22 protein-coding genes are annotated in these 21080 nt (G+C 69.8%); 14 read left to right on the forward strand and 8 right to left on the reverse strand.

Annotated features, from left to right (window positions below; genetic code table 11):
* Positions 1-170 precede the first annotated feature (170 nt).
* Positions 171-1622, forward strand: a complete 1452-nt coding sequence (locus KUM39_RS24250) for an NCS2 family permease (protein ID WP_217787889.1) — start codon at positions 171-173, stop codon at positions 1620-1622.
* Between the two features lie 40 nt (positions 1623-1662).
* Here KUM39_RS24250 and KUM39_RS24255 read toward each other — a convergent pair whose 3' ends face one another.
* Positions 1663-1845 carry a ribbon-helix-helix protein, CopG family gene (locus KUM39_RS24255; RefSeq protein WP_217787890.1) on the reverse strand — a complete coding sequence of 61 codons (183 nt, stop codon included), beginning with the start codon at positions 1843-1845 and terminating at the stop codon, positions 1663-1665.
* A 153-nt stretch (positions 1846-1998) separates the two neighbouring features.
* Here KUM39_RS24255 and KUM39_RS24260 point away from each other — a divergent pair, with 153 nt between their 5' ends.
* From KUM39_RS24260 to thpR, 3 genes are all read left to right on the forward strand, one after another.
* Positions 1999-2436, forward strand: coding sequence for a MarR family winged helix-turn-helix transcriptional regulator (locus KUM39_RS24260; RefSeq protein WP_217787891.1), 438 nt, complete (start codon positions 1999-2001; stop codon positions 2434-2436).
* A gap of 25 nt (positions 2437-2461) precedes the next feature.
* Positions 2462-3823 (forward strand): MFS transporter, encoded by a 1362-nt coding sequence (locus KUM39_RS24265; protein WP_308288226.1) that lies wholly within the window; start codon positions 2462-2464, stop codon positions 3821-3823.
* Between the two features lie 165 nt (positions 3824-3988).
* On the forward strand, positions 3989-4561 hold the full coding sequence (thpR, locus tag KUM39_RS24270; protein WP_217787893.1) for an RNA 2',3'-cyclic phosphodiesterase: 573 nt from the start codon (positions 3989-3991) through the stop codon (positions 4559-4561).
* A gap of 190 nt (positions 4562-4751) precedes the next feature.
* On the opposite strand, the gene KUM39_RS24275 is transcribed toward thpR, so the two are convergent.
* The gene (locus KUM39_RS24275; RefSeq protein ID WP_217787894.1) at positions 4752-5744 is read right to left on the reverse strand and encodes an aldo/keto reductase; all 993 of its coding nucleotides are present in this window, start codon (positions 5742-5744) and stop codon (positions 4752-4754) included.
* Between the two features lie 102 nt (positions 5745-5846).
* A complete protein-coding gene (locus KUM39_RS24280; RefSeq protein WP_217787895.1) occupies positions 5847-6509 on the reverse strand; it encodes a GDSL-type esterase/lipase family protein in 663 nt (220 codons plus the stop codon).
* Between the two features lie 124 nt (positions 6510-6633).
* Here KUM39_RS24280 and KUM39_RS24285 point away from each other — a divergent pair, with 124 nt between their 5' ends.
* Positions 6634-7644 (forward strand): WD40 repeat domain-containing protein, encoded by a 1011-nt coding sequence (locus KUM39_RS24285; protein WP_217787896.1) that lies wholly within the window; start codon positions 6634-6636, stop codon positions 7642-7644.
* Here KUM39_RS24285 and KUM39_RS24290 read toward each other — a convergent pair whose 3' ends face one another.
* Together KUM39_RS24290 and KUM39_RS24295 are read right to left on the reverse strand one after the other, a co-directional pair.
* Entirely contained in the window at positions 7645-8109 is a 465-nt protein-coding gene (locus KUM39_RS24290; RefSeq protein ID WP_217787897.1) for a hypothetical protein, read from the reverse strand.
* Positions 8110-8199: 90 nt separating this feature from the next.
* Positions 8200-8424 carry a DUF397 domain-containing protein gene (locus KUM39_RS24295; RefSeq protein WP_217787898.1) on the reverse strand — a complete coding sequence of 75 codons (225 nt, stop codon included), beginning with the start codon at positions 8422-8424 and terminating at the stop codon, positions 8200-8202.
* Positions 8425-8617: 193 nt separating this feature from the next.
* Here KUM39_RS24295 and KUM39_RS24300 point away from each other — a divergent pair, with 193 nt between their 5' ends.
* Positions 8618-9373, forward strand: coding sequence for a DUF6879 family protein (locus KUM39_RS24300; RefSeq protein ID WP_217787899.1), 756 nt, complete (start codon positions 8618-8620; stop codon positions 9371-9373).
* A gap of 30 nt (positions 9374-9403) precedes the next feature.
* Positions 9404-10255, forward strand: coding sequence for a helix-turn-helix domain-containing protein (locus tag KUM39_RS24305; protein ID WP_217787900.1), 852 nt, complete (start codon positions 9404-9406; stop codon positions 10253-10255).
* Between the two features lie 253 nt (positions 10256-10508).
* On the opposite strand, the gene KUM39_RS24310 is transcribed toward KUM39_RS24305, so the two are convergent.
* Positions 10509-10931: an ATP-binding protein gene (locus tag KUM39_RS24310; protein WP_217787901.1), complete on the reverse strand. Its 423-nt coding sequence runs from the start codon at positions 10929-10931 to the stop codon at positions 10509-10511.
* 137 nt (positions 10932-11068) lie between these two features.
* Between KUM39_RS24310 and KUM39_RS24315 the strand changes: the two genes are divergently transcribed.
* The 3 genes from KUM39_RS24315 to KUM39_RS24325 are packed head-to-tail and all read left to right on the forward strand — an operon-like array spanning position 11069 to position 12364.
* Positions 11069-11923 (forward strand): helix-turn-helix domain-containing protein, encoded by an 855-nt coding sequence (locus KUM39_RS24315; RefSeq protein ID WP_217787902.1) that lies wholly within the window; start codon positions 11069-11071, stop codon positions 11921-11923.
* Between the two features lie 11 nt (positions 11924-11934).
* Entirely contained in the window at positions 11935-12123 is a 189-nt protein-coding gene (locus KUM39_RS24320; protein WP_217787903.1) for a DUF397 domain-containing protein, read from the forward strand.
* Positions 12124-12181: 58 nt separating this feature from the next.
* Positions 12182-12364 carry a DUF397 domain-containing protein gene (locus KUM39_RS24325; RefSeq protein WP_217787904.1) on the forward strand — a complete coding sequence of 61 codons (183 nt, stop codon included), beginning with the start codon at positions 12182-12184 and terminating at the stop codon, positions 12362-12364.
* Between the two features lie 79 nt (positions 12365-12443).
* Here KUM39_RS24325 and KUM39_RS24330 read toward each other — a convergent pair whose 3' ends face one another.
* On the reverse strand, positions 12444-12785 hold the full coding sequence (locus KUM39_RS24330) for a hypothetical protein (protein ID WP_217787905.1): 342 nt from the start codon (positions 12783-12785) through the stop codon (positions 12444-12446).
* Positions 12786-13353: 568 nt separating this feature from the next.
* On the opposite strand from KUM39_RS24330, the gene KUM39_RS24335 reads away from it, so the two are divergent.
* Positions 13354-14679 (forward strand): glycoside hydrolase family 16 protein, encoded by a 1326-nt coding sequence (locus KUM39_RS24335; protein ID WP_246620661.1) that lies wholly within the window; start codon positions 13354-13356, stop codon positions 14677-14679.
* A 186-nt stretch (positions 14680-14865) separates the two neighbouring features.
* The gene (locus tag KUM39_RS24340) at positions 14866-16557 is read left to right on the forward strand and encodes a M4 family metallopeptidase (RefSeq protein WP_217787906.1); all 1692 of its coding nucleotides are present in this window, start codon (positions 14866-14868) and stop codon (positions 16555-16557) included.
* 167 nt (positions 16558-16724) lie between these two features.
* On the opposite strand, the gene serC is transcribed toward KUM39_RS24340, so the two are convergent.
* Positions 16725-17843 carry a phosphoserine transaminase gene (gene serC, locus KUM39_RS24345; RefSeq protein WP_217787907.1) on the reverse strand — a complete coding sequence of 373 codons (1119 nt, stop codon included), beginning with the start codon at positions 17841-17843 and terminating at the stop codon, positions 16725-16727.
* A gap of 145 nt (positions 17844-17988) precedes the next feature.
* On the opposite strand from serC, the gene KUM39_RS28635 reads away from it, so the two are divergent.
* The gene (locus KUM39_RS28635) at positions 17989-18114 is read left to right on the forward strand and encodes a hypothetical protein (protein ID WP_281425749.1); all 126 of its coding nucleotides are present in this window, start codon (positions 17989-17991) and stop codon (positions 18112-18114) included.
* Positions 18115-18241: 127 nt separating this feature from the next.
* Complete coding sequence (locus tag KUM39_RS24350) at positions 18242-21079, forward strand: FAD-binding and (Fe-S)-binding domain-containing protein (RefSeq protein ID WP_246620665.1); 2838 nt, start codon at positions 18242-18244, stop codon at positions 21077-21079.
* The last annotated feature ends 1 nt before the right edge of the window (position 21080 follow it).

Here is a 21080-nt window from a genome sequence, read left to right on the forward strand (position 1 = left end):
CCGTTCTGCGGGCCTGGCGCTCGACGCCGGTGTGACTTGCGTGTCTACGCGCGGAGATAGCGGATATGCCGCTCATACGTTCATACTGAATCCGTTTGGCTTTGACCACTTCTGATCGTAGGAAACTCCAAAAGGGCTCGGGGGAACCCTTCAGGATGATGAGGACCTCCATGCCCACCTCGGCCACCGCCAAGGTTCCCGCCCCCGGACAACCGGACGGAAACCCCGCCTTCGGCCCCCTCGACCGCTACTTCAGGATCACCGAACGCGGCAGCACTGTCGCGCGGGAGATCCGGGGCGGTTTCGCCACCTTCTTCGCGATGGCGTACATCATCGTGCTGAACCCGATCATCCTGGGCAGCGCGAAGGACATGTACGGCCACCATCTGGACAACGGCCAGCTGGTGACCGCGACCGCCGTCACGGCGGCCTTCACCACCCTCCTGATGGGCGTCATCGGCAACGTGCCGATCGCGCTCGCCGCCGGTCTCGGCGTGAACTCGGTGGTCGCCCTCCAGCTCGCCCCCCGGATGACCTGGCCGGACGCGATGGGCATGGTCGTGCTGGCCGGCATCGTGGTGATGCTGCTGGTCGCCACCGGTCTGCGCGAGCGCGTGATGAACGCGGTGCCGTTCGGCCTGCGCAAGGCGATCTCCATCGGTATCGGTCTGTTCATCATGCTGATCGGCCTGGTGGACTCCGGCTTCGTCACCCGCATCCCGGACATCGCGCAGACCACCGTCCCGGTGCAGCTCGGCGCGGACGGCCACCTCAACGGCTGGCCGGTGCTGGTCTTCATCCTGGGTGTGCTGATCACCTTCGCGCTGCTGGTCCGCAAGGTGCCCGGCGCGATCCTGATCTCCATCGTCGGCATGACCGTGCTGGCGCTGATCATCAACTCCGTCGCCAAGGTCGGCTCCTGGGGTCTGACCGTGCCGAAGTGGCCCGGCAACCCGGTCTCCACCCCGGACTTCGGCCTGATCGGCCACTTCAGCCTGTTCGGCGGCTTCTCCAAGGTCGGCGTGCTGACCGGCGTGCTGTTCGTCTTCACCGTGCTGCTGTCGTGCTTCTTCGACGCGATGGGCACGATCATGGGCATCAGCGACGAGGCCAAGCTGACCGACGCCCAGGGCTACATGCCGGGCATCAACAAGGTCCTCTTCGTGGACGGTCTCTCCGTCGCCGCCGGTGGTGTCGGTTCCTCCTCGGCCACCACCGCCTTCGTGGAGTCCACGGCGGGCGTCGGCGAGGGTGCCCGGACCGGCTTCGCCAACGTGATCACCGGTGGTCTGTTCGCCGTCGCGCTGTTCCTCACCCCGGTCGCCACGATGGTCCCGTCCCAGGCGGCCACCCCGGCGCTGGTCGTGGTCGGCTTCCTGATCCTGTCCAACTCGGTCAAGCAGATCGACTGGGCGGACTACACGATCGCCATCCCGGCCTTCGTGACGATGCTGATCATGCCGTTCACGTACTCGATCACCAACGGCATCGGCATGGGCTTCATCACCTTCACCGTGCTGCGCGTCGTGGCCGGTCGCGCCAAGGAGGTGCCGGCGCCGATGTACGTGGTCTCGGCGGTCTTCGCCTTCTACTACCTGATGCCGGCGCTGGGCCTGACCTGATCCGGCCGGTGTCGCGTGACCGTCTGCGGGGTCGGGTGTCTCACCCGACCCCGTAGAACTTCTCCGTCTCCTCCACCGCGTTCTGGAACCGCTCGTCGAAGTCGTCCCGTACGAGCGTGCCCACCACGTAGTCCTGCACGCTCATCCCCCTCTTCGCCGCGTGGTGCCGGAGCCTTTCGAGCAGCTCCCCGTCTATCCGCAGGCTGAGCACACTGGTCCCCATGCGTACGAGGGTCGCCACATCCGGCCACCCCGCGGAGCGCTTTCCGGAAGTGCCTCACTCGTACGGGTGACCTGACGGTTGAGTGGCGTGTCTCACGGGAATCTGTGCACACCCGATTGTTCTTTAGTCAGAGTAATGAGTTACGCTAAAGACATGTCGGACCTCACCCACGGCGACGACGCCGCCGCCGTGAACTCCCTTCGCTCAGCAGTGATGCGCCTGTCGCGTCGGCTCAAGCACCAGCGGGTCGATGAGTCGCTGAGCCCCACCGAGATGTCGGTTCTCGGCACGCTGTCCAACTGCGGCCAGGCCACGCCGGGCGAACTCGCCCGCAGGGAGCACGTCCAGCCCCCCTCGATGACCCGCATCGTGGCCCTCCTGGAGGCCAAGGGACTGGTCCGTCTGGAGCCCCACCCCGAGGACCGGCGCCAGAAGGTCGTCAGCCGCACCGAACAGGCCGAGGCGATGCTCGTGGAGAGCCGTCGCAAACGCAACGCGTTCCTGGCCGGTCTGGTGGAGGGCCTCGACGAGGACGAGTGGGCCGCGCTGCGGGCCGCCGCCCCCGTACTGGAGAAGCTGGCCCATCTTTAAGAAGCACGCGCGAGGAGGCGACCTTTTGAGTACGGGACCCGGAGCAGCTTCCGCCCCCGCACCGACCACCCCCACACAGCCCGGACCGGCTCCCGGTTCCGGTCCCGGCAGATCCTCGATGTTCAGCTCGCTGAAGATCCGGAACTACCGCCTGTTCTTCATGGGCCAGGTCGTCTCCAACACCGGTACCTGGATGCAGCGCATCGCCCAGGACTGGCTCGTCCTCAGCCTCACCGGCTCCTCCGCCGCGGTCGGCATCACCACCGCCCTGCAGTTCCTGCCGATGCTGCTGTTCGGCCTCTACGGCGGTGTCCTCGTGGACCGGCTGCCCAAGCGGCCCGCCCTCATGGTCACCCAGTCCGCGATGGCCCTGTCCGGTCTCGCGCTCGCCGTGCTCACCCTGACCGGCCACGTCCACGTCTGGCACGTGTATCTGGCCGCGTTCTTCGTCGGCCTGGCCACCGTGGTGGACAACCCCGCCCGGCAGTCCTTCGTCTCGGAGATGGTCGGTCCCGAGCAGCTGCAGAACGCGGTGAGCCTGAATTCAGCCAACTTCCAGTCCGCCCGGCTCGTCGGCCCAGCCGTCGCCGGTCTGATGATCACCGGCGTCGGCACCGGCTGGGCGTTCCTCGCCAACGGCCTGTCCTTCGCCGCCCCGATCGCCGGTCTGCTGCTGATGCGGGCGCGTGAACTGCACCCGGTCAAGCGGGCACCGCGCGGCAAGGGACAACTCCGCGAGGGCCTCCAGTACGTCGCCGGGCGCCCGGACCTGATCTGGCCGGTCGTCCTGGTCGGCTTCATCGGCACCTTCGGCTTCAACTTCCCGGTCTGGCTCTCCGCGTACGCCGACAACGTCTTCCACGTCGGCGCGGGCGGCTACAGCCTGCTGAACACGCTGATGGCGGTGGGCTCCCTGATCGGCGCCCTGCTCGCCGCCCGGCGCGGTACGGCCCGCATGCGGCTGCTGATCGCCGCCGCGCTGGCCTTCGGCGCGCTGGAGATCGTGGCCTCCGCGGCGCCCGCGTACTGGCTGTTCGCCTTCCTCATGGTCCCCATCGGCATCTTCGGCATGACCGTCAACGTCACCGCGAACACCGCCGTGCAGATGACCACCGACCCGGCCATGCGCGGCCGTGTGATGGCCCTCTTCATGATGGTCTTCATGGGCGGTACGCCGCTGGGCGCGCCGCTCGTCGGCTGGGTCACCGACCGCTTCGGCCCGCAGATCGGGTTCGCCCTCGGCGGTGTCTTCTCCGCGGGCGCGGCGGCCGTCATCGGCGTCATCCTGGCCCGTGTCGGCAACCTGCGCCTCGCGGTGCGGTGGCAGCGCGGGCCGCGGCTGCGGTTCGTACCGCGCGAGCGGGAGGAACTGGCACCGGTGGCGTAGGGGGCTTCCCGTACGGGCCCTGCCCCGGTCTCCCGGGAGCTTTCGGGATCTCCCGAGGGTCTCTCGGGGGTCTCCCGGTGCCTCTCGGTGGGCTCCCGCTGAGGAGTGGCGGTCGCGGTGGTGGGGCGTCTGGTCCGGCGCTCACGGCGCTGCCAGGCTGGCCGGATGAGACTCTTCGCCGCCGTACTGCCCCCCGACGACGTGACCGACCAACTCGCCGCCGAGGTCGCCGTACTGCGCGGGCTGCCGGGCGCCGACCGGCTGCGCTGGACCGGGCGGCCCGGCTGGCACTACACCCTCGCGTTCTACGGCGAGGTGGCCGACGCCCTCGTACCCGCCCTGTCGGACCGCCTGGCGCACGCGGCGGCCCGTACCCGCCCGTTCCCGCTCGCGGTGGCGGGCGGCGGCCAGTTCGGGCACGGGCGGGCCCTGTGGGCCGGGGCGAGCGGCGACCTGGACGCGCTGACGGTGCTGGCCGGACGGGCGGAGGCGGCGGCCCGCGAGGCGGGCGTCCCGATGGACGGGCACCGGCACTACCGCCCCCATCTGACCCTGGCCCGCGCCCGCGAGGTGACGGACGTCGAGCGGTACGTGGACGCGCTGCGGGAGTTCACCGGCCCGGTCTGGACAGTGCCCGAGCTGGCACTGGTCCGCAGCGGCCTGCCGCGCTCCGGAGTGCCGGGGGAGCGGCCCCGCTACGAGGCGGTCGGCCGCTGGCCGCTCGGCGCGGACGGTTAGGCTCGGGTACGTGGACCCGAAAACCCGGAACCGGATCATGGCCGGTGTGCTTGTGCTGATGCTCGTGGTGGTGGCGGTGGCGGCGGCGGTCAAGTAGCGGCGAGCCGCGCCCCGCCCCGACAGCCCCTACGGGTGGGTCCCGGCGGCGGACCGCCGGGACCCACCCGTAGGGGTCACGAGCCGTACGGCGCTACCAGGCGAACGCCTCGGGCGACGGGCCCGGACCCGGGAAGATCTCGTCCAGACCGGCGAGCAGTTCCTCGCTCAGTTCCAGCTCGGTGGCGCGGATCGCGGAGTCGAGCTGCTCGGCGGTGCGCGGGCCGACGATGGGGCCGGTGACGCCGGGCCGGGTCAGCAGCCAGGCCAGGGCGGCCTCGCCGGGCTGGAGGCCGTGCTTGTCGAGCAGGTCCTCGTACGCCTGGATCTGCGCGCGCTGGGCGGGGTCGGCGAGCGCGTCGGCGGCACGGCCGGAGGCGCGGCGGCCGGACTCGGCCTGCTTCTTGAGGACACCGCCGAGCAGACCGCCGTGCAGCGGCGACCAGGGGATGACCCCGAGGCCGTAGTCCTGCGCCGCCGGGATGACCTCCATCTCGGCGCGGCGCTCGGCCAGGTTGTACAGGCACTGCTCGCTGACCAGGCCGATGGTGCCGCCGCGCCGGGCGGCGGTCTCGTTGGCCTGGGCGATCTTGTAGCCGGGGAAGTTGGAGGAGCCGACGTACAGGATCTTGCCCTGCTGGATCAGGACGTCGATGGCCTGCCAGATCTCGTCGAACGGGGTGTTCCGGTCGATGTGGTGGAACTGGTAGACGTCGATGTAGTCGGTCTGGAGGCGCTTCAGCGAGGCGTCCACGGCACGCCGGATGTTGACGGCGGAGAGCTTGTGGTGGTTGGGCCACACGCTGTCGTCGCCGGACATGTTGCCGTACACCTTGGTGGCCAGGACCACCTTGTCGCGGCGGTCGCCGCCCTTGGCGAACCAGTTGCCGATGATGCTCTCGGTACGGCCCTTGTTCTCACCCCAGCCGTACACATTGGCGGTGTCGAAGAAGTTGATGCCCGCGCCGAGGGCCGCGTCCATGATGGCGTGGCTGGCGGCCTCGTCGGTCTGCGGGCCGAAGTTCATGGTGCCGAGGACGAGTCGGCTGACCTCAAGGCCCGTGCGTCCAAGCTGCGTGTACTTCATGAGCACCTAGCCAACGGCTTGGAGTGCGCTCTAGGCAAGGGGACGGGGGTGCGTGGGGGCGGGATGGGGGCGCGCGCAGCGGCGGGGGGTGCGCGTGGGGGGTTACTCTCCGAGCCCCCACGCCTCCCGCATCGCGTCCGCGAAGGCGGCGGCGATCAGGTGCTCGCCGTGCTCGTTGGGGTGCGTGCCGTCGTAGGTGTCGGTGTGGATGTCGTACGACTCGGGGACGGACGCCAGCAGCAGGGGTGAGCGGGGTTCGTCGAGGCCGGCGACGGCCTTGGCGAGACGGACGTTGAAGAGGTCCACCTGGGCGGCGAAGGGGGCGTCGTTCGCGGCCCGGACGTTGGGGATGACCGGGAGGACGACCATGCGGACGCGGGGCCGGGCCGCGCGGGCGGCGGCGACGAAGGCGTGCACGTTCTCGGCGGTCTGCTCGGCGTTGGTGTAGAAGCCCAGGTCGATCAGGCCGAGGGAGACGAGCAGCACGTCGGCCTTGTGGGCGCGCACCGCGTCCCCGATGACCGGCGCCATGTGCTGCCACCCCTCGCCCCACCCCGCGAGGTGGGCGCGCGGGAAGTCCGGCTCGGCGTACGCGAGGGAGACGGGTTCCTCGGCGGACTTGTCGTACAGCGCCTCGCGCGGCCCGACGAAGGTGAACGGCCCGCCGTACGTCTCGCACAGGGTCCGCCACAGCCGGTAACGCCAGGTGTGCTCGCCCGCGCTCCCGATGGTCATGGAGTCGCCTACGGGCATGAATCTGAGCATCCGCTCATGATGGACGATGACGGGCACGGCCGGGAAACGCGGTGCGTGTGAAGCGGACCACCTCGGGCGCGGACGAACACCCGGTGCGGAGCGAGGAGATGGCCGGAGGTGGCAGGCTGGGACCATGCGCCGACCGTTCGCCCTGCTCGCCGGGGTCCTGCTCGCGGGGGCCTGCGCGCTGCCCGCCCACGCCGCCCCGGCCTCCGCGGCGGACGGTTCCGAGGGCTCCGACAACGGCTTCACGATGACGGACCCCCGCATCACCGAGTCCAGCGGCCTGGCCGCCTCCCGCCTCCACCCCGGCGTCTACTGGACCCACAACGACAGCGACGACGGCCCGTACGTCTACGCCGTGGACGGGAAGTCGGGGAAGACGCTCGCCATGATCACCCTGCGCGGCATCGGCGCCCCGCGCGATGTGGAGGCCATCTCCATAGGTCCGGGCAATCAGATGTACGTCGGCGACATAGGCGACAACTTCGACGGCCGCTGGCCCTACGTCTGGATCTACCAGCTCCCCGAACCGAAGGAGCTGAAGGACCAGACGATCACGGCGAAGCAGTACGTGGTCAAGTACACCGACGGCCCCCGCAACGCGGAGTCGATGGTCGTCCACCCGGTCACCGGCCGGGTCTACCTCATCGACAAGAAGGAGGACGGCGGCCACCTCTACGAAGGCCCCGCCCACCTCTCGGTGTCCGGCACCAACCTCTTCAGGCCCATCGCCCCGGTGGACCTCTGGGCCACGGACGCCGCGTTCTCCCCCAACGGCCAACAGCTTGCCGTGCGCGGCTACTTCGGCGGCATCTACTACGACTGGAACAACGGTCGGCCGAAGCGCGTGGACCGTCTGAACGTCCCCCTCCAGCGCCAGGGTGAGTCGATCACGTACTCCCTCGACGGCAAGAAGCTGCTGTACGGCAGTGAGGGGGAGGGGAGTTCGGTGGTGGCACAGGACGCTCCGGCTGGTGCGGGGAGCGTGAAGTCACCTTCCGGCGAGCGGAGTTCGGGCAGCGACCAGGCCGACGAGAAGGGCGGGGTGGCCTCGGGCGGCCGGTGGAGGACGGCGGTCGTGGCGGTTGGGGTGGCGGCGCTGCTGTGGTTCGGGATACGGCGCACCCGTCGGCGCGGCTGACTACTCCCGCCGCGGACAGGGCAGTTCGGGCCGACTCCGGTTGGGTGAACACGTGACGAGCGCCAGCGCGAGGTAGGCGGGCCGTTCGAGATAGAACCCGTACGCGGTGTCCCCGCCGGACCGCAGGTGCTCGACGGCCCGCTGAACGAGGGTGCGGTGCGGGGTGCGTGAGGCGCCGGGCGCGATACGGGGGCTGTACTCCGCCAGCCGCTCACCCAGCCACGCGGCGGCGCCCTCCGCCTCGGCCCAGGTCCCCCGCACGGCGGAGTACGGCTTGAGCAGCCAGTACGCGGTCTCCAACGGCGGCAACCCGGACCGGGGGAACTCGGCGGCCACTTCCCGATACCGCTGGATCAGCTCGGGCCGACTGTCGGGCGGCGGCGCCTCGGGATGCGGGGGCCGCCGCAACGCCTCTTGATCGAAGCGGGACTTGGGGCCGGTCCAGAGGTAGGCGTGGTGGTGCACGGCGTTCCTGTCACGGGGCAGGGGGACGGTCCCGGCGGCACGGGGTGGGTCCCGGCGCACGCCGCCGGGACCGCGTCGGCCGCCGAACGGTCAGCGGGCGAGCCCGAACCGCGCGGGGTCGATCCCGGCGGCGTCCAGCTCCTCCCCGGTGAAGCGGAGCGGGGCGAGGTCGGGGCGCTTGCTGTCCCCGAGGGCCCAGGCGTCGTCCCCGATGCGGGCGAGGGTGACACAGCCGTCGGTGCAGGGACCGCCGCAGGCTTGGGTGAAGGTGGCGGTGGTGAGGTCGAGGGCGTAGAGGTCGGGGGTCTGGCGCATGGGGTTCCCTTCGGTCTGAACTCCGTTACTGGGCGAGCGCCCTGAGTGACGAAGCTAGGGGCGCCCGGATCGAAAGGTCGGGAATATTCTTTATTATTCGCGCCTAATTACTGAGAATGCATGGACATGCACCCAGCGCAGTCGGCATGCTGTGGCCGTCACCTAGTGCGAGAGCAAGAAGGGGTGGATGCGCATGGCGCGCAGGCTGCGGTTAAACGGCACCGGAAGTGGTGGGGACGGGTGTCCTTCGGTACATGAGGATCTGGACTCGGGCGAAGTCATCGTCCACGGGCCGCCGTTGACGGACACGGAGGACGTTGCTCAGCTCCAGCACCTCTCGGAGGGCGAGGTCGCTGTGGTCGTCCCGCGGGACCTCCTGGTGGACTGGACGCCGAAGGAGCGGACGCGCCAGGTGCGGACGATCGAGCTGGACGAGTTCAGCGCCCTGTTCGGCAAGTTCGAGCACACGGCGTGGCGGCTGGAGACGCGGCGACGGTACGCGAGCGACGAACAGGACGACACCTGGCGCCAGTTCGTGGAGACGGGCCAGATCGAGTGGACCTTCGACCACCCGTACTGCGCGACGATCCGCAGGCAGACCGGGCTGGGCAAGCGGGTCGAGCGGGTCCGACTCGTGGACGACCCGCCGACCACCGGACAGCTCTACCTGCTGGACAACGCCAAGCGGAACAGCCAGCTCGGCGAGGACATCCGCAACCTGTACCGCTCCGACGCGGACCGGATGAAGCTTCCGGTGGAGGACTTCTGGCTGTTCGACAGCCGCCTGATCGCGTTGCTGAAGTTCGACGACGACGATCAGCTCACCCACGTCGATCTGATCACCGAGCCGGCAGAAGTGGTGCGGTGCTGCATGATCCGGGATGCTGCATGGCATCACGCCGTACCGTGGAGGGAATTCGCGGCCCAGTTGGATGGTGGCGCCGTGTAGACGAACAGTAGGGCGGCAGAGCGGGTACTGGTGAGCACGGACTATCAGAGGGCACGCGAAGAACTGGGACGTCGGCTTCGTGAGCTGCGCGTCGAAAGTCCCGATGGCCGACTCACCGGTACCGAACTGGCGCTCCGCCTCGGCTGGCAGCAGTCGAAGGTCAGCAAGCTGGAGAACGGCAGGCAGACGCCGACTTCCGATGATCTTCGAGCCTGGACCGAGGCTGCGGGGCAACCTGCCGCCTTCCCTGAACTGCGCTCCCGGTTGCAGGGGTTCGAGAGTCACATCCGCTCCTGGCGAAGACAACTGGCGGCAGGCCACGGCCCCGTCCAGGAGACGTGGAACACGGTCGTGTTCAACTCAGACACGATCCACGTCTGGGGGAGCGCCAGCGTCTGCGGCCTGTTGCAGACAGCGGACTACGCGCGCTGCGTCTTCGAGCGCTACGCGGACCTCCAGAACGCCCCCCGTGACGCCGATGACGCGGTGCGTGCCCGTATGAAACGGCAGGAGTGGCTGTACCGGCAGGGCAAGCGGCTGAATCTGATCATGTGGGAAGCGGCCCTCTGGTCGCGGGTATGCCCCCCGGAGATCTTGGCCGCCCAGTTGGACCGCCTCCTTGGGGTGGTCGGCATGGACACCGTCCGCCTCGGCATAGTCCCCCTGGATGCCCCCTTGCCCGCGTTCCCCGGCAACGGCTTCTGGGTCATGGACGACCGCCTCGTGATCGCGGAGGACTGGCACGCCGAGCTGTGGCTCGATGATGCGGAAACGATCGCCCTCTACCGCCGCGTGTGGGACACCTTCGCGGAGTCGGCGGTATTCGGCACAGACGCCCAGCAGGTCATCGCCAGGGTCCGCCGGAGCATCAAGCTGCCCTGAGCGAGCAGTGGTTCATGGGCGCAGGACGTACGGGCGGACCACGTCGTCCGTCGTGTGCCAGGCCGGGGGCAGTGGCGGTGGGGGAGGCGGGCCGGGTTCCGGGAAGGGGAGGTGGCGTCCGGCCGCGCGGGAGCGGGTGGCCCAGCGGCGCCAGCGGGCGTCGTAGGGGCTGAGGAGGGGCCACACGTACGGGTCAGGGGTGCGGATCTCCCTGAGCAGGGGCGGGGGTTGGGGCGCCGGGGTGCGCCGCGGCCTACGAAGCCACCGGAACACGGGCGTCCTCCGCTCGCGCGAGGCTGAACTTGGCCCACACGGACTTCGTGTACGGGTCCTTCCGGTGCCCCCAGTCGTCCGACAGCGCCGCGACCAGCGCGAGCCCCCGCCCGCCCTCCTCCTCGGGCCCCGAGTCGTGCGGCTCCGGCAACCGGTCCCGGTCGGGGTCCGCCACCTCCAGCACCAACGCGGGCGCGTCCAGCGTCAGGGTCACCCTGACCTGCGCGTGCGTGATCCGACAGTGCGTCACGGCGTTGGTCACCAGCTCATTCGCCAACAGGGTCACCGCGTCCGCGAGTTCGTCGGTGAGACCCCAGTCGGCCAGCACTTTCCGTAAGCGCTGGCGGGCGGTGGGGACGTGGCGTCGGTGCTTCGGGATGAGGAAGGTCTCGGTTTCGGGCATGTGAGGAGCTTGGAGTAAATGAGGGACCCGCACAACCTGAATCGAGAAATATATGCACCGGTGTACTTCGATCCAGTGATCGTGCGTCAGAACCCTTGCGGCTGTGGCATGGTTGGTCGCGCTGAAAGGAGGCGGGCATGCCCGCAGGTGGACGGCCGACGGTGCGCAGCAGGCGTCTGGGCTCGGCGCTCAGGCAGTACCGCCAGGCCGCCAAGATCGACCAGCCGCAAGCCGCCGAACTGATTGCGTCGAGCCAGGCGAGAATCAGCCGCGTGGAGAGCGGCCACGCGACACCCCGCGTGATCGAGGTGCGGCTACTGCTGGAGGCGTACGGCGTCTCGGACGAGGAAGTGCGCCTCAAGCTGGAGGAGTTGGCCAGACAGCCGAAGAAGCGCGGGTGGTGGTCGGAGCACGCGCCGCATCTGCGGCCGAAATATGTGGACCACATTGCCCTTGAGGACGATGCGACCACCATCCGGCAGTGGCAACAGGTGCTCGTTCCGGGTCTTCTCCAGATTCCGGCCTACTCCGAGACGGTCGTCGTGGGAGGCCCCAACCGGCTGAGCCGCGAGCACATCGAGCGGCTACTGGAAGTGCGGAAGCGGCGACAGGAAAGAATCACCAAGGGTGGCGTCATGTTCCGCGCTGTCATTTGGGAGGCGGTCATCAGGCATCCGCTGGTGGACGCGCAGATTCACTGCGACCAGCTCGCTGCGTTGCTTGAGGTCGGACAGCGCGAGAACGTCACACTCCAGGTCCTACCGTTCAGCGCTGGCACGCTACCGGCGGCAACGCCAGCCTTTGCGGCCTTCAGCTTTGACACCGACTCCAGGGTCGAGGTAGTGGCGATGGACGACCTTACGAGCGCGCCAGTTATCGACTCTTCCGATGACCTGGACTCCTATTACCGCGTCTTCGAGCAGTTGCAGACTTCAGCACTGACCACAGAGCAGAGTGCGGAGCTCATTCAAAGCACACTGAAAGCCCTGTAGGGAGCAGCATCGTGATCCACATTTCAGGTCAGTTTCGGAAGTCCTCGTACTCTGCGCTGGAAGGCAACTGCGTAGAAGTGGCCGACACTGCTGATCAAGGCCACGCCGTCCGCGACAGCAAGACCCCCGCTGGCCCCGTTCTCCTCATCTCCCGCGCTGGCTGGAACCTCTTCCTCGGGCAGCTCAAGCAGCCGTCCTGAGAGCCTGTGTGGGGTAGCACTTCGATGGAGTGACTGGCCAGCGAGGTAAGGAGGCATCGTGTCCGAGGTCGTATCCCCCTTCCGGAAGTCGTCGTACTCAGGAGCCCAGAGCAACTGCGTCGAGGTAGCCGACACAGCCCCGCAAGGCCACGCCGTCCGCGACAGCAAGACCCCCACCGGCCCCCAACTCCTCATCTCCCATGAGAGCTGGAGCCTCTTCCTCGGGCAGCTCAAGCAGTGAGTCGCACCGGCCGCCCCGGGGTCGTCAGGCGCTGATGACTCCGGGGTTCACCTGTGGCACAACCGCGTCCCTGGCGAAGTCAGAAACCGCGCTGCCGAGGGACGTCGGATCGCGTCACGCGCACCTGCGTCGCTGGTATGCGGTGGGGGAGGTAGGCGAAGCCGTTGCCGTTGTCGAGGAGCAGGGCCTCGTCGATGCCGTCCACGGCCCAGATATCGACCAGCCCGCCGGTGTTGTTGAGCCGAAGGAAGAAGTCCGCTTCCTCCTCGCCCCGGCAGACGAAGATGCCCTCCACCTCGGGGCGGCGGCTGCCTGCGATGCCCTTGGCGGCGCCCATCAGGGTCCAGTCGAGGCCATGCTGTGCGATCGACTGGCGATCGAGTGTGGACGAAACGTGGAGGAAGTTCGGAGTGTCGGACACGCCAGGAGTCTAGGAGCGGCGAGTTGATCACGGCTGACCCGCAAGAAGGAAGCGACCTGACCCAGCCCAAGACCTGGGCCGCCCTCCTCGGACAGTTCACGTAGGCCCGCGCACTGACCACGTAGGACAGGGGACCCGGTGATCACCGGGTCCCCTTGCTCATGCCGCGTCACCGCTTGCGTTCGCCTTGTGAAGTGCCGTAAGCGCACTCCCCGTTTTTCTGGCCGATCGTGTTGAACTCATTGACGCATCGGCAGGGGGGCCGGACACTCCTGCCTGGAGTGGCAGACCCCTTTCCGGTCTCGGGCGACCGGCGTCAAGTCGTGCTCGGACGAGACGAGTTGAGGAGGGGCGAGACTCCGGCCGCGCGCGTGTGGACCACATCGCAGCGGGGTTCGAGTGGCGCAGGAGGCGAGAGTGACAGACTCATGGCCGTTCTGAGAGCGCTCCCAGTAGAGCCGTGGCAACCGTCTGGGTGAGCCCCGCCCTCCCCGCCGTCCGGTCTCCGACCCCCACCGGAGACCGGGCCGCACTCCTCCCGTCCCCACTGCGAAAAGGGAGAACCCCCATGAGAACGACCGCACCGCACCGCACCTTCCCGCTGGCGCTCGGCGCCGCGCTGGTGCTGCTGCTCGGCACGCTGATCGGGGTGGTGGGTACGAGCGGCAGCGCGTCCGCCGCCGTCCCCGCACCCCCGTCCGGGTGGACGACCGTCTTCTCGGACGACTTCAACGGCGCGTCCGGCAGCGGACTGAACCGCGCCAACTGGCTGTACGACATCGGGACCGGCTACAACTACCCCGGAGCCGCCGCCAATTGGGGCACGGGCGAGATCGAGACGGCGACGGACTCGACCAACAACGTCTACCAGGACGGCCAGGGCCACCTCGTCATCAAGGCGATCCGGGACGGCTCCGGCCACTGGACCTCGGGCCGGATCGAGACGCAGCGCACCGACTTCATGGCACCCGCGGGCGGCCAGTTGCAGCTCAGCGCGTCGATCCTCCAGCCCAACCCGCAGAACGGGCTCGGCTACTGGCCCGCGTTCTGGGCGATGGGCGGCAACGCCCGTCCGGTCGGCGCGACGAACTGGCCCGGCATCGGCGAGATCGACATCATGGAAGACGTCAACGCGCTCAGCAAGCACTCCACCACCTTCCACTGCGGGGTGTGGGCGGGCGAGTGCCATGACCCGGACGGCATCACCAGCGACCTTCAGCCGTGCGGCGGTTGCCAGACCGGGTACCACACGTACTCCGCGATCATCGACCGTACGAACACCTCCGCCGAGCAGCTCCGCTTCTACCTCGACGGAAACCTGACGTACACCGTCAACCAGAACCAGGTCTCCACGGGCACCTGGCAGAACGCCATCGACCACGGGTACATGGCCATCTTCGACCTCGCCATCGCCGGTTCGTACCCGGACAAGGTCTGCGGCTGCAACTCCGCCTCGCAGGCCGGGAACATCACCTCCGGCGCGTCCATGAGCGTGGACTGGTTCGCCGTCTACCAGACGAACGGCAACGGCAGCGGCACGGGCGGCGGCACCGGTGGCAGCACTGGTGGCTCCGGTGGCTCCGGTGGGAGTACGGGTGGCGGTACCGGTGGTTCGACGGGTGGCGGCACCACCACCGCCGACTACACCGCCGGTGTCGAGCGGGTGAGCGCCAACCAGGCCCGGATCACCTTCCGTCCGACGACCTCCGCCAACTACGTGGACGTGCACTACCTGATCAACGGCGCCAACCAGCAGAACGTCCGCATGACCAACAACGGCGGCACCTGGACCCAGAACGTCTCGATCAACTCCGGTTCCACGCTGTCGTACTGGTTCACCTACGAGAAGTCCGGCCCCCAGTTCGACAGCCCGCACTACTCGTACACCCAGTGAGACCTCGCTGAGGCGGAGGGCGGCCGACGTGCGCGACGTTGGCCGCTTTCCCACTGGTCGCCCATGTCTCGGACGTGGACCCGTTGAACTGGCAACAGTTTGCCTCTACTTTGTGGCCGCACCTCTTGTTCGACCGGGTGGAACCGACCCGTCCGCCCGGCCCCCCACGGCAATGAGGAGTTCGCCATGCCAGGTTTGAAGCGCGCGCAGCGCAGAAGCGTCCTCATAGGAACGGCGGTCGCCACCGCCGCGCTGCTCGGCACCCTCACGGGTGCCCCGGCCGGTGCCGCGACCGCCGAGGGCTCGTCTTCACTTCGTGAAACCGCCCGCCCCCTGTCCGTCTCCGCCCGCGCACAGTTGTTGAGCGCGGCCACGGAGAACAGCTCCCGGACCGCCCGCCAACTGCGGCTCGGCGGCAAGGAGAAGCTCGTCGCCACCGACGTGCTCCAGGACCGCGACGGCACCACCCACACCCGCTACGAGCGCACCTACGACGGCCTGCCCGTCCTCGGCGGCGACCTCGTCGTCCACACGGCACCCGGCGGGACGCTGGAGAGCGTCACCAAGGCCACGGACGCCGCCATCCAAGTGGCCAGCACATCGGCGCAGTTGGCACCCGCCACCGCACAGCACGCCGCCGTGGCGAGCGCGAGTGCCCAGGCGCACGGCGAGGGCACGACCGCCCGGCCCGTCGCCGGGAAGCCCCGCAAGGTCGTCTGGGCAGCCACCGGCCGCCCCACCCTCGCCTGGGAGACCGTCGTCACCGGCACGCAGAAGGACGGCACCCCCAGCGAGCTGCACGTCGTCACCGACGCGGCCACGGGCGCCGAGCTGTACCGCTACCAGGGCATCCACACCGGGGTGGGCGAGAGCCAGTACAGCGGCCGGGTCACCATCGGCACCACGCGCCAGGCGGACGGCACGTACAGCCTCATCGACTCCGAGCGCGGCGGCCACCGTACGTACAACCAGAACCGGACGACCATCCCCGGCCCCGGCACGCTCTTCACCGATGCGGACGACGAGTGGGGCGACGGGACGGTGAACGACGACCAGACCGCCGCCGTGGACGCGCAGTATGGCGTGGGGCTGACCTGGGACTTCTACAAGAACGAGTTCGGCCGCGCGGGCATCAGGAACGACGGGGTCGGCTCCTACTCCCGCGTGCACTACAGCCGCGGCTACGCCAACGCCTTCTGGGACGACGGCTGTTTCTGCATGACCTACGGCGACGGCTTCTCCACCGGCTACGGCCCGTTCACCGAGATCGACATCACCGCCCACGAGATGACGCACGGAGTCACCGCCGCGACCGCCGGTCTCGTCTACAGCGCCGAGTCCGGCGGCCTGAACGAGGCCACCTCCGACATCCTCGGCACGGCCGTGGAGTTCGCCGCCGACAACCCCGTGGACGTGGGCGACTACCTCCTCGGCGAGAAGGTGGACATGCTCGAACCGGGCCGTCCCATCCGCTACATGGACAAGCCCAGCAAGGACGGCACCTCCGCCGACTCCTGGTACGACGGCGTCGGCAAGCTGAACGTGCACTACTCGTCCGGCATCGCCAACCACTTCTTCTACCTGCTGTCCGAGGGCAGCGGCGCGAAGACCGTCAACGGCATCGACTACGACAGCCCCACCTCCGACGGCTCCACCCTCACCGGCATCGGCCGCGACAAGGCCGCCCACGTCTGGTACCGCGCCCTCACCACGTACATGACCTCGAACACCGACTACCACGCGGCCCGCGAGGCGACCCTCCGGGCGGCCGAGGACCTGTACGGCGCCGACAGCACGGAACGCGCGGCTGTGGACGCCACGTGGGCCGCCGTGAACGTGACAGCTGCCGACAGCGGGACGCCCGGCGACGACAACTGAGCGGCCATCGGGGATTCACACCTCCCGAGGTCGTCCCGTACGGGTGAAAGGCGCCCGGCGATCTTCCGCCGGGCGCCTTTCAACGCTCTACGAGCACCGTTTCACGAGCACCGTTTTACGGGAACGGTTCCACGGGCGCCGTTCCCGGGCACGGTTTCACGGGACGGTCAGAGCCGCTCGATGACGTAGTCCACGCACTTGGTCAGCGCCTCGACGTCCGCCGGGTCGATCGCCGGGAACATCGCCACCCGGAGCTGGTTGCGGCCCAGCTTGCGGTACGGCTCGGTGTCCACCACGCCGTTGGCACGCAGCACCTTGGCGACGGCCGCCGCGTCGATCTCGTCGGAGAAGTCGATGGTGCCGATGACCTGCGAACGCTTCGCCGCGTCCGTCACGAACGGCGTCGCGTACTTCGACTCGTCCGCCCACGCGTACAGCCGCGACGAGGAGTCCTTCGTACGGGCCGTGGACCAGTCGAGGCCGCCCTGCCCGTTCAGCCACTCCAACTGCTGGTTCAGCAGGAACAGGGTGGCGAGCGCCGGGGTGTTGTACGTCTGGTTCTTGCGGGAGTTGTCGATCGCGGTCGGCAGCGAGAAGAACTCCGGGACGTGCCGCCCGCTCGCGTGCACCCGCTCGGCCCGCTCGATCGCGGCCGGGGAGAACACACCGATCCACAGGCCGCCGTCGGAGGCGAAGGACTTCTGCGGGGCGAAGTAGTAGACGTCCGTCTCCGCGACGTCCACCGGGAGGCCGCCCGCGCCGGAGGTGGCGTCCACGAGGACGAGCGCGCCCTCGTCGGCGCCGGTCACCCGCCGGATCGGCATGGCGACACCGGTCGAGGTCTCGTTGTGCGTGAACGCGTACACGTCCACGCCCGCCTCGGCGCTCGGCTCGGGGTGGCTGCCGGGCTCGGAGGCGATCACGGTCGGCTCGTCCAGCCAGGGCGCGAGCTTCGCGGCCTTGGCGAACTTGGAGGAGAACTCACCGAAGTTGAGGTGCTGGGACTTGTTCTCGATCAGTCCGTGGGTGGCGATGTCCCAGAAGGCGGTGGAGCCGCCGTTGCCGAGGACGACCTCGTAGCCCTCGGGGAGCGAGAACAGGGAGGAGATGCCTTCGCGGACCTGACCCACGAGATTCTTGACCGGGGCCTGGCGGTGGGAGGTGCCGAGCAGGGAGCTGCCGGTCGCGGCGAGCGCGTCGAGCGCCTCGGTCCGTACCTTGGAGGGGCCAGCGCCGAATCGACCGTCGGCGGGCTTGATGTCAGCGGGAATCTGGATGTCGGCCACGGTCCGGAGCGTATCGGCAAGACCAAACCGGACGGAATCATGTCCGTCCGATGAGACGAACGCGTCACGCTCTGTTCTTGTGGAGTTGTACGACGATCGGTGCGCGGTTGTGGATAACTTTCGGTGACTTTTCGTGATCGGGTCCATGCTGGGGCGTGACGGAACGTACGGGGAGGTCGGGCATGTCGAGGGTGTCGAGGGCAGCGGGGTCGTCGAGGGGCGCGAGGTCGTCGAGGGGCGCGGGACCGGCCGGGGCGGCCGGGGTGGCTGAGTCGGTGGGGCGTGGTGCGTCGGGCCGGGACGGGTCCGCGGGGGACCCGGACGGGCTCGCGGCCGAATTGCGGGGCGCCGTGCGGGGTGAGGTCGAATTCGGCGTCACGGCACGGGCGTTGACGACGATGGACGCCTCCAACTACCGGCGCGTGCCCCTGGGCGTGGTCGCGCCGCAGGACGCGGAGGACGTGGCCGCCGTGCTCGCGGTGTGCCGGGAGCGGGGTGTGCCGGTGGTCGCGCGCGGCGGGGGCACGTCCATCGCCGGGCAGGCGACCGGTACGGGGGTCGTCCTGGACTTCACCCGGCACATGAACCGGCTGGTGTCGCTGGACCCGGAGGCGCACACCGCCGTGGTGCAGCCGGGGCTGGTCCTGGACCGGCTCCAAGAGGCCGCCGCCCCGCACGGCCTGCGCTTCGGTCCCGACCCGTCCACGCACAGCCGCTGCACCCTCGGCGGGATGATCGGCAACAACTCGTGCGGCTCCCATTCCGTCGCCTGGGGCACCACGGCGGACAGCGTCCGGGAAATCACCGTGCTCACCGCGCGCGGAGAGTTGCTCCGCACCGGCCGCGACTGGGCGGGCGCCCCGGACGGCCTGCGCGAGCTGGCGGACGCCGAACTGGCCCGTCTCCGCACGGGGTTCCCCGAGCTGCCCCGCCGTATCTCCGGGTACGCGCTGGACGCGCTGCTCCCGGAGAGGGGCGCCGACGTGGCCCGCTCCCTCTGCGGCTCCGAGGGCACCCTCGGCATCGTCACCGAGGCGGTCGTGCGGCTGGTGGAGGCGCCGCCCGCCCGCGCGCTCGCGGTGCTCGGGTACGCCGACGAGAGCGCCGCCGCCGAGGCGGCGGCCGGGCTGCTGCCGTATGGGCCGCTCACCGTGGAGGGCATGGCCGCCGACCTGGTGCGCACCCCGGCCGGACTGCCCGGGGGCGGGGCCTGGCTGTTCGTGGAGACCGGCGGGGCGACGGCCGCCGAGGCGCGTGCGCGGGCGGCGGAGATCACGCGCGCGGCCGACGCCCTGGACTCCCTGGTGGTGACGGTCCCGGCGGAACAGCGGGCGCTGTGGCGCGTCCGCGAGGACGCCTCGGGGACGGCCACCCGGATGCCGGACGGCAGCGAGGCATGGCCCGGCTGGGAGGACTGCGCGGTCCCACCCGCCCGACTCGGCGCGTATCTGCGGGACTTCCGGGCCCTGCTCGGCGCACACGGGCTGCGCGGCACCCCGTACGGGCACTTCGGGGACGGCTGCATCCACGTCCGCATCGACTTCGACCTGCTCACCGCGCGGGGCGTCGGCCGCTTCCGCCGCTTCTCCGAGGAACTGGCCGATCTGGTCGTCGCGCACGGCGGCTCACTGTCCGGGGAGCACGGCGACGGCCAGGCGCGTGCCGAACTGCTGCCCCGGATGTACGGCACCGAGACCGTGCGCCTCTTCGAGCGGGCCAAGGCCCTCTGGGACCCGGACGGCCTCCTCAACCCCGGCATGCTGGTCCGCCCGGCCCCGCTGGACGGCAACCTGCGCTTCGCCGTGCTGCCCCGCCATCCGGTGGACGTGGCCTTCGGCTACCCGGCCGACGGCGGCGACTTCGGCGCCGCCGTCCGCCGCTGCGTCGGCGTCGCCAAGTGCCGTACGGCCACGGAGACCGGACCCGGGGTGATGTGCCCGTCCTTCCGCGCCACCGGCGAGGAACGGCACTCGACACGCGGGCGGGCCCGGCTGCTGCACGAGATGCTCGCGGGCGAGATCGTCACCGACGGCTGGCGGTCCAAGGAGGTACGGGACGCCCTGGACCTCTGCCTCTCCTGCAAGGGATGCCGCTCGGACTGCCCGGTCGGGGTGGACATGGCCACCTACAAGTCCGAGTTCCTGCACCACCACTACAGGCACCGCCTCCGCCCGGCCGCCCACTACGCGCTGGGCGGCCTGCCGGTATGGCTGCGCCGGGTGTCCCGGACCCGGACCGCCGGGACGCTCAACAGGCTGGCGCGGATCGGGGTGTTGGCGCGGGCGGCGAAGCGGGTGGCGGGGATCGCGGGGGAGCGGGAGATTCCGGAACTGGCGCGGGAGGGGTTCTCGCGGTGGTGGCGGCGGACGCGACCTCCGAAGGGGAAACAAAGGGCGCTGAAAGCAGGGGAGTTGAGCGCGGGGGAGTTGGAGACGGATGCCCCCGCTGTCGTCCTCTGGCCGGACACCTTCACCGAGCATCTGACGCCCTCCGTGGGCCGGGCTGCGGTGCGGGTGCTGGAGGCGGCCGGGATGCGGGTGGAACTGCCGCCGACGGGGGCGTCCGGTGCCCAGGTCTGCTGCGGCCTGACGTATCTCTCCACGGGCCGCCTGGACACCGCCCGCACGGTGCTGCGTCGCACGCTGGACCTGATGGCACCGGTACTGGAGGCGGGCACACCGGTGGTCGTGCTGGAGCCGAGCTGCGCCGCCGCACTCCGCGCGGATCTGCCGGAGCTGCTGTCCGCCGATCCGCGAGCGGCCCGCCTCTCCTCGGCGGTCCTCACCTTCGCGGAGACGCTGCGACGCCACGCTCCCGGCTGGACCCCGCCCGCCGTCAACCGCCCGGTCGCCGGGCAGACTCACTGCCACCAGCACGCGGTGCTCGGCGACACCGCCGACCGCGCCCTGCGCGAGTCCGCCGGGCTCACCGGCGCACTGTCCGGCGGCTGCTGCGGCCTGGCGGGCAACTTCGGCTTCGAGAAAGGGCACTTCGAGGTGTCGCGCACCTGCGCCGAGGAACAACTCCTCCCCTCGGTGAGATCCGCACCGCCCGGCACGGTGATCCTCACGGACGGCTACTCCTGCCGGACCCAGCTCCAGCAGCTGGCGGGGGTGCGGGGGAGGCACCTGGCGGAGGTGCTGGCGGAGGGTCTGGACGCGGACGCCGGGCCGGGCACGGGCGGGGAACGGGACCCGGGCGGGGAACGGGACGCGGGAGAGGGGACGGGCCGGTGAA

The organism is Streptomyces corallincola (assembly GCF_019104725.1).
GTDB classification, from domain to species: Bacteria; Actinomycetota; Actinomycetes; order Streptomycetales; family Streptomycetaceae; genus Streptomyces; species Streptomyces corallincola.

Coding starts and splice junctions, on each gene's coding strand:
- KUM39_RS24250 (WP_217787889.1), top strand. CDS start 171: ATGCCCACCTCGGCCACCGCCAAGGTTCCCGCCCCCGGACAACCGGAC.
- KUM39_RS24255 (WP_217787890.1), bottom strand. CDS start 1,845: ATGGGGACCAGTGTGCTCAGCCTGCGGATAGACGGGGAGCTGCTCGAA.
- KUM39_RS24260 (WP_217787891.1), top strand. CDS start 1,999: ATGTCGGACCTCACCCACGGCGACGACGCCGCCGCCGTGAACTCCCTT.
- thpR (WP_217787893.1), top strand. CDS start 3,989: ATGAGACTCTTCGCCGCCGTACTGCCCCCCGACGACGTGACCGACCAA.
- KUM39_RS24275 (WP_217787894.1), bottom strand. CDS start 5,744: ATGAAGTACACGCAGCTTGGACGCACGGGCCTTGAGGTCAGCCGACTC.
- KUM39_RS24280 (WP_217787895.1), bottom strand. CDS start 6,509: ATGCTCAGATTCATGCCCGTAGGCGACTCCATGACCATCGGGAGCGCG.
- KUM39_RS24285 (WP_217787896.1), top strand. CDS start 6,634: ATGCGCCGACCGTTCGCCCTGCTCGCCGGGGTCCTGCTCGCGGGGGCC.
- KUM39_RS24295 (WP_217787898.1), bottom strand. CDS start 8,424: ATGCGCCAGACCCCCGACCTCTACGCCCTCGACCTCACCACCGCCACC.
- KUM39_RS24300 (WP_217787899.1), top strand. CDS start 8,618: ATGGCGCGCAGGCTGCGGTTAAACGGCACCGGAAGTGGTGGGGACGGG.
- KUM39_RS24310 (WP_217787901.1), bottom strand. CDS start 10,931: ATGCCCGAAACCGAGACCTTCCTCATCCCGAAGCACCGACGCCACGTC.
- KUM39_RS24315 (WP_217787902.1), top strand. CDS start 11,069: ATGCCCGCAGGTGGACGGCCGACGGTGCGCAGCAGGCGTCTGGGCTCG.
- KUM39_RS24335 (WP_246620661.1), top strand. CDS start 13,354: ATGAGAACGACCGCACCGCACCGCACCTTCCCGCTGGCGCTCGGCGCC.
- KUM39_RS24340 (WP_217787906.1), top strand. CDS start 14,866: ATGCCAGGTTTGAAGCGCGCGCAGCGCAGAAGCGTCCTCATAGGAACG.
- KUM39_RS28635 (WP_281425749.1), top strand. CDS start 17,989: ATGCTGGGGCGTGACGGAACGTACGGGGAGGTCGGGCATGTCGAGGGT.
- KUM39_RS24350 (WP_246620665.1), top strand. CDS start 18,242: ATGGACGCCTCCAACTACCGGCGCGTGCCCCTGGGCGTGGTCGCGCCG.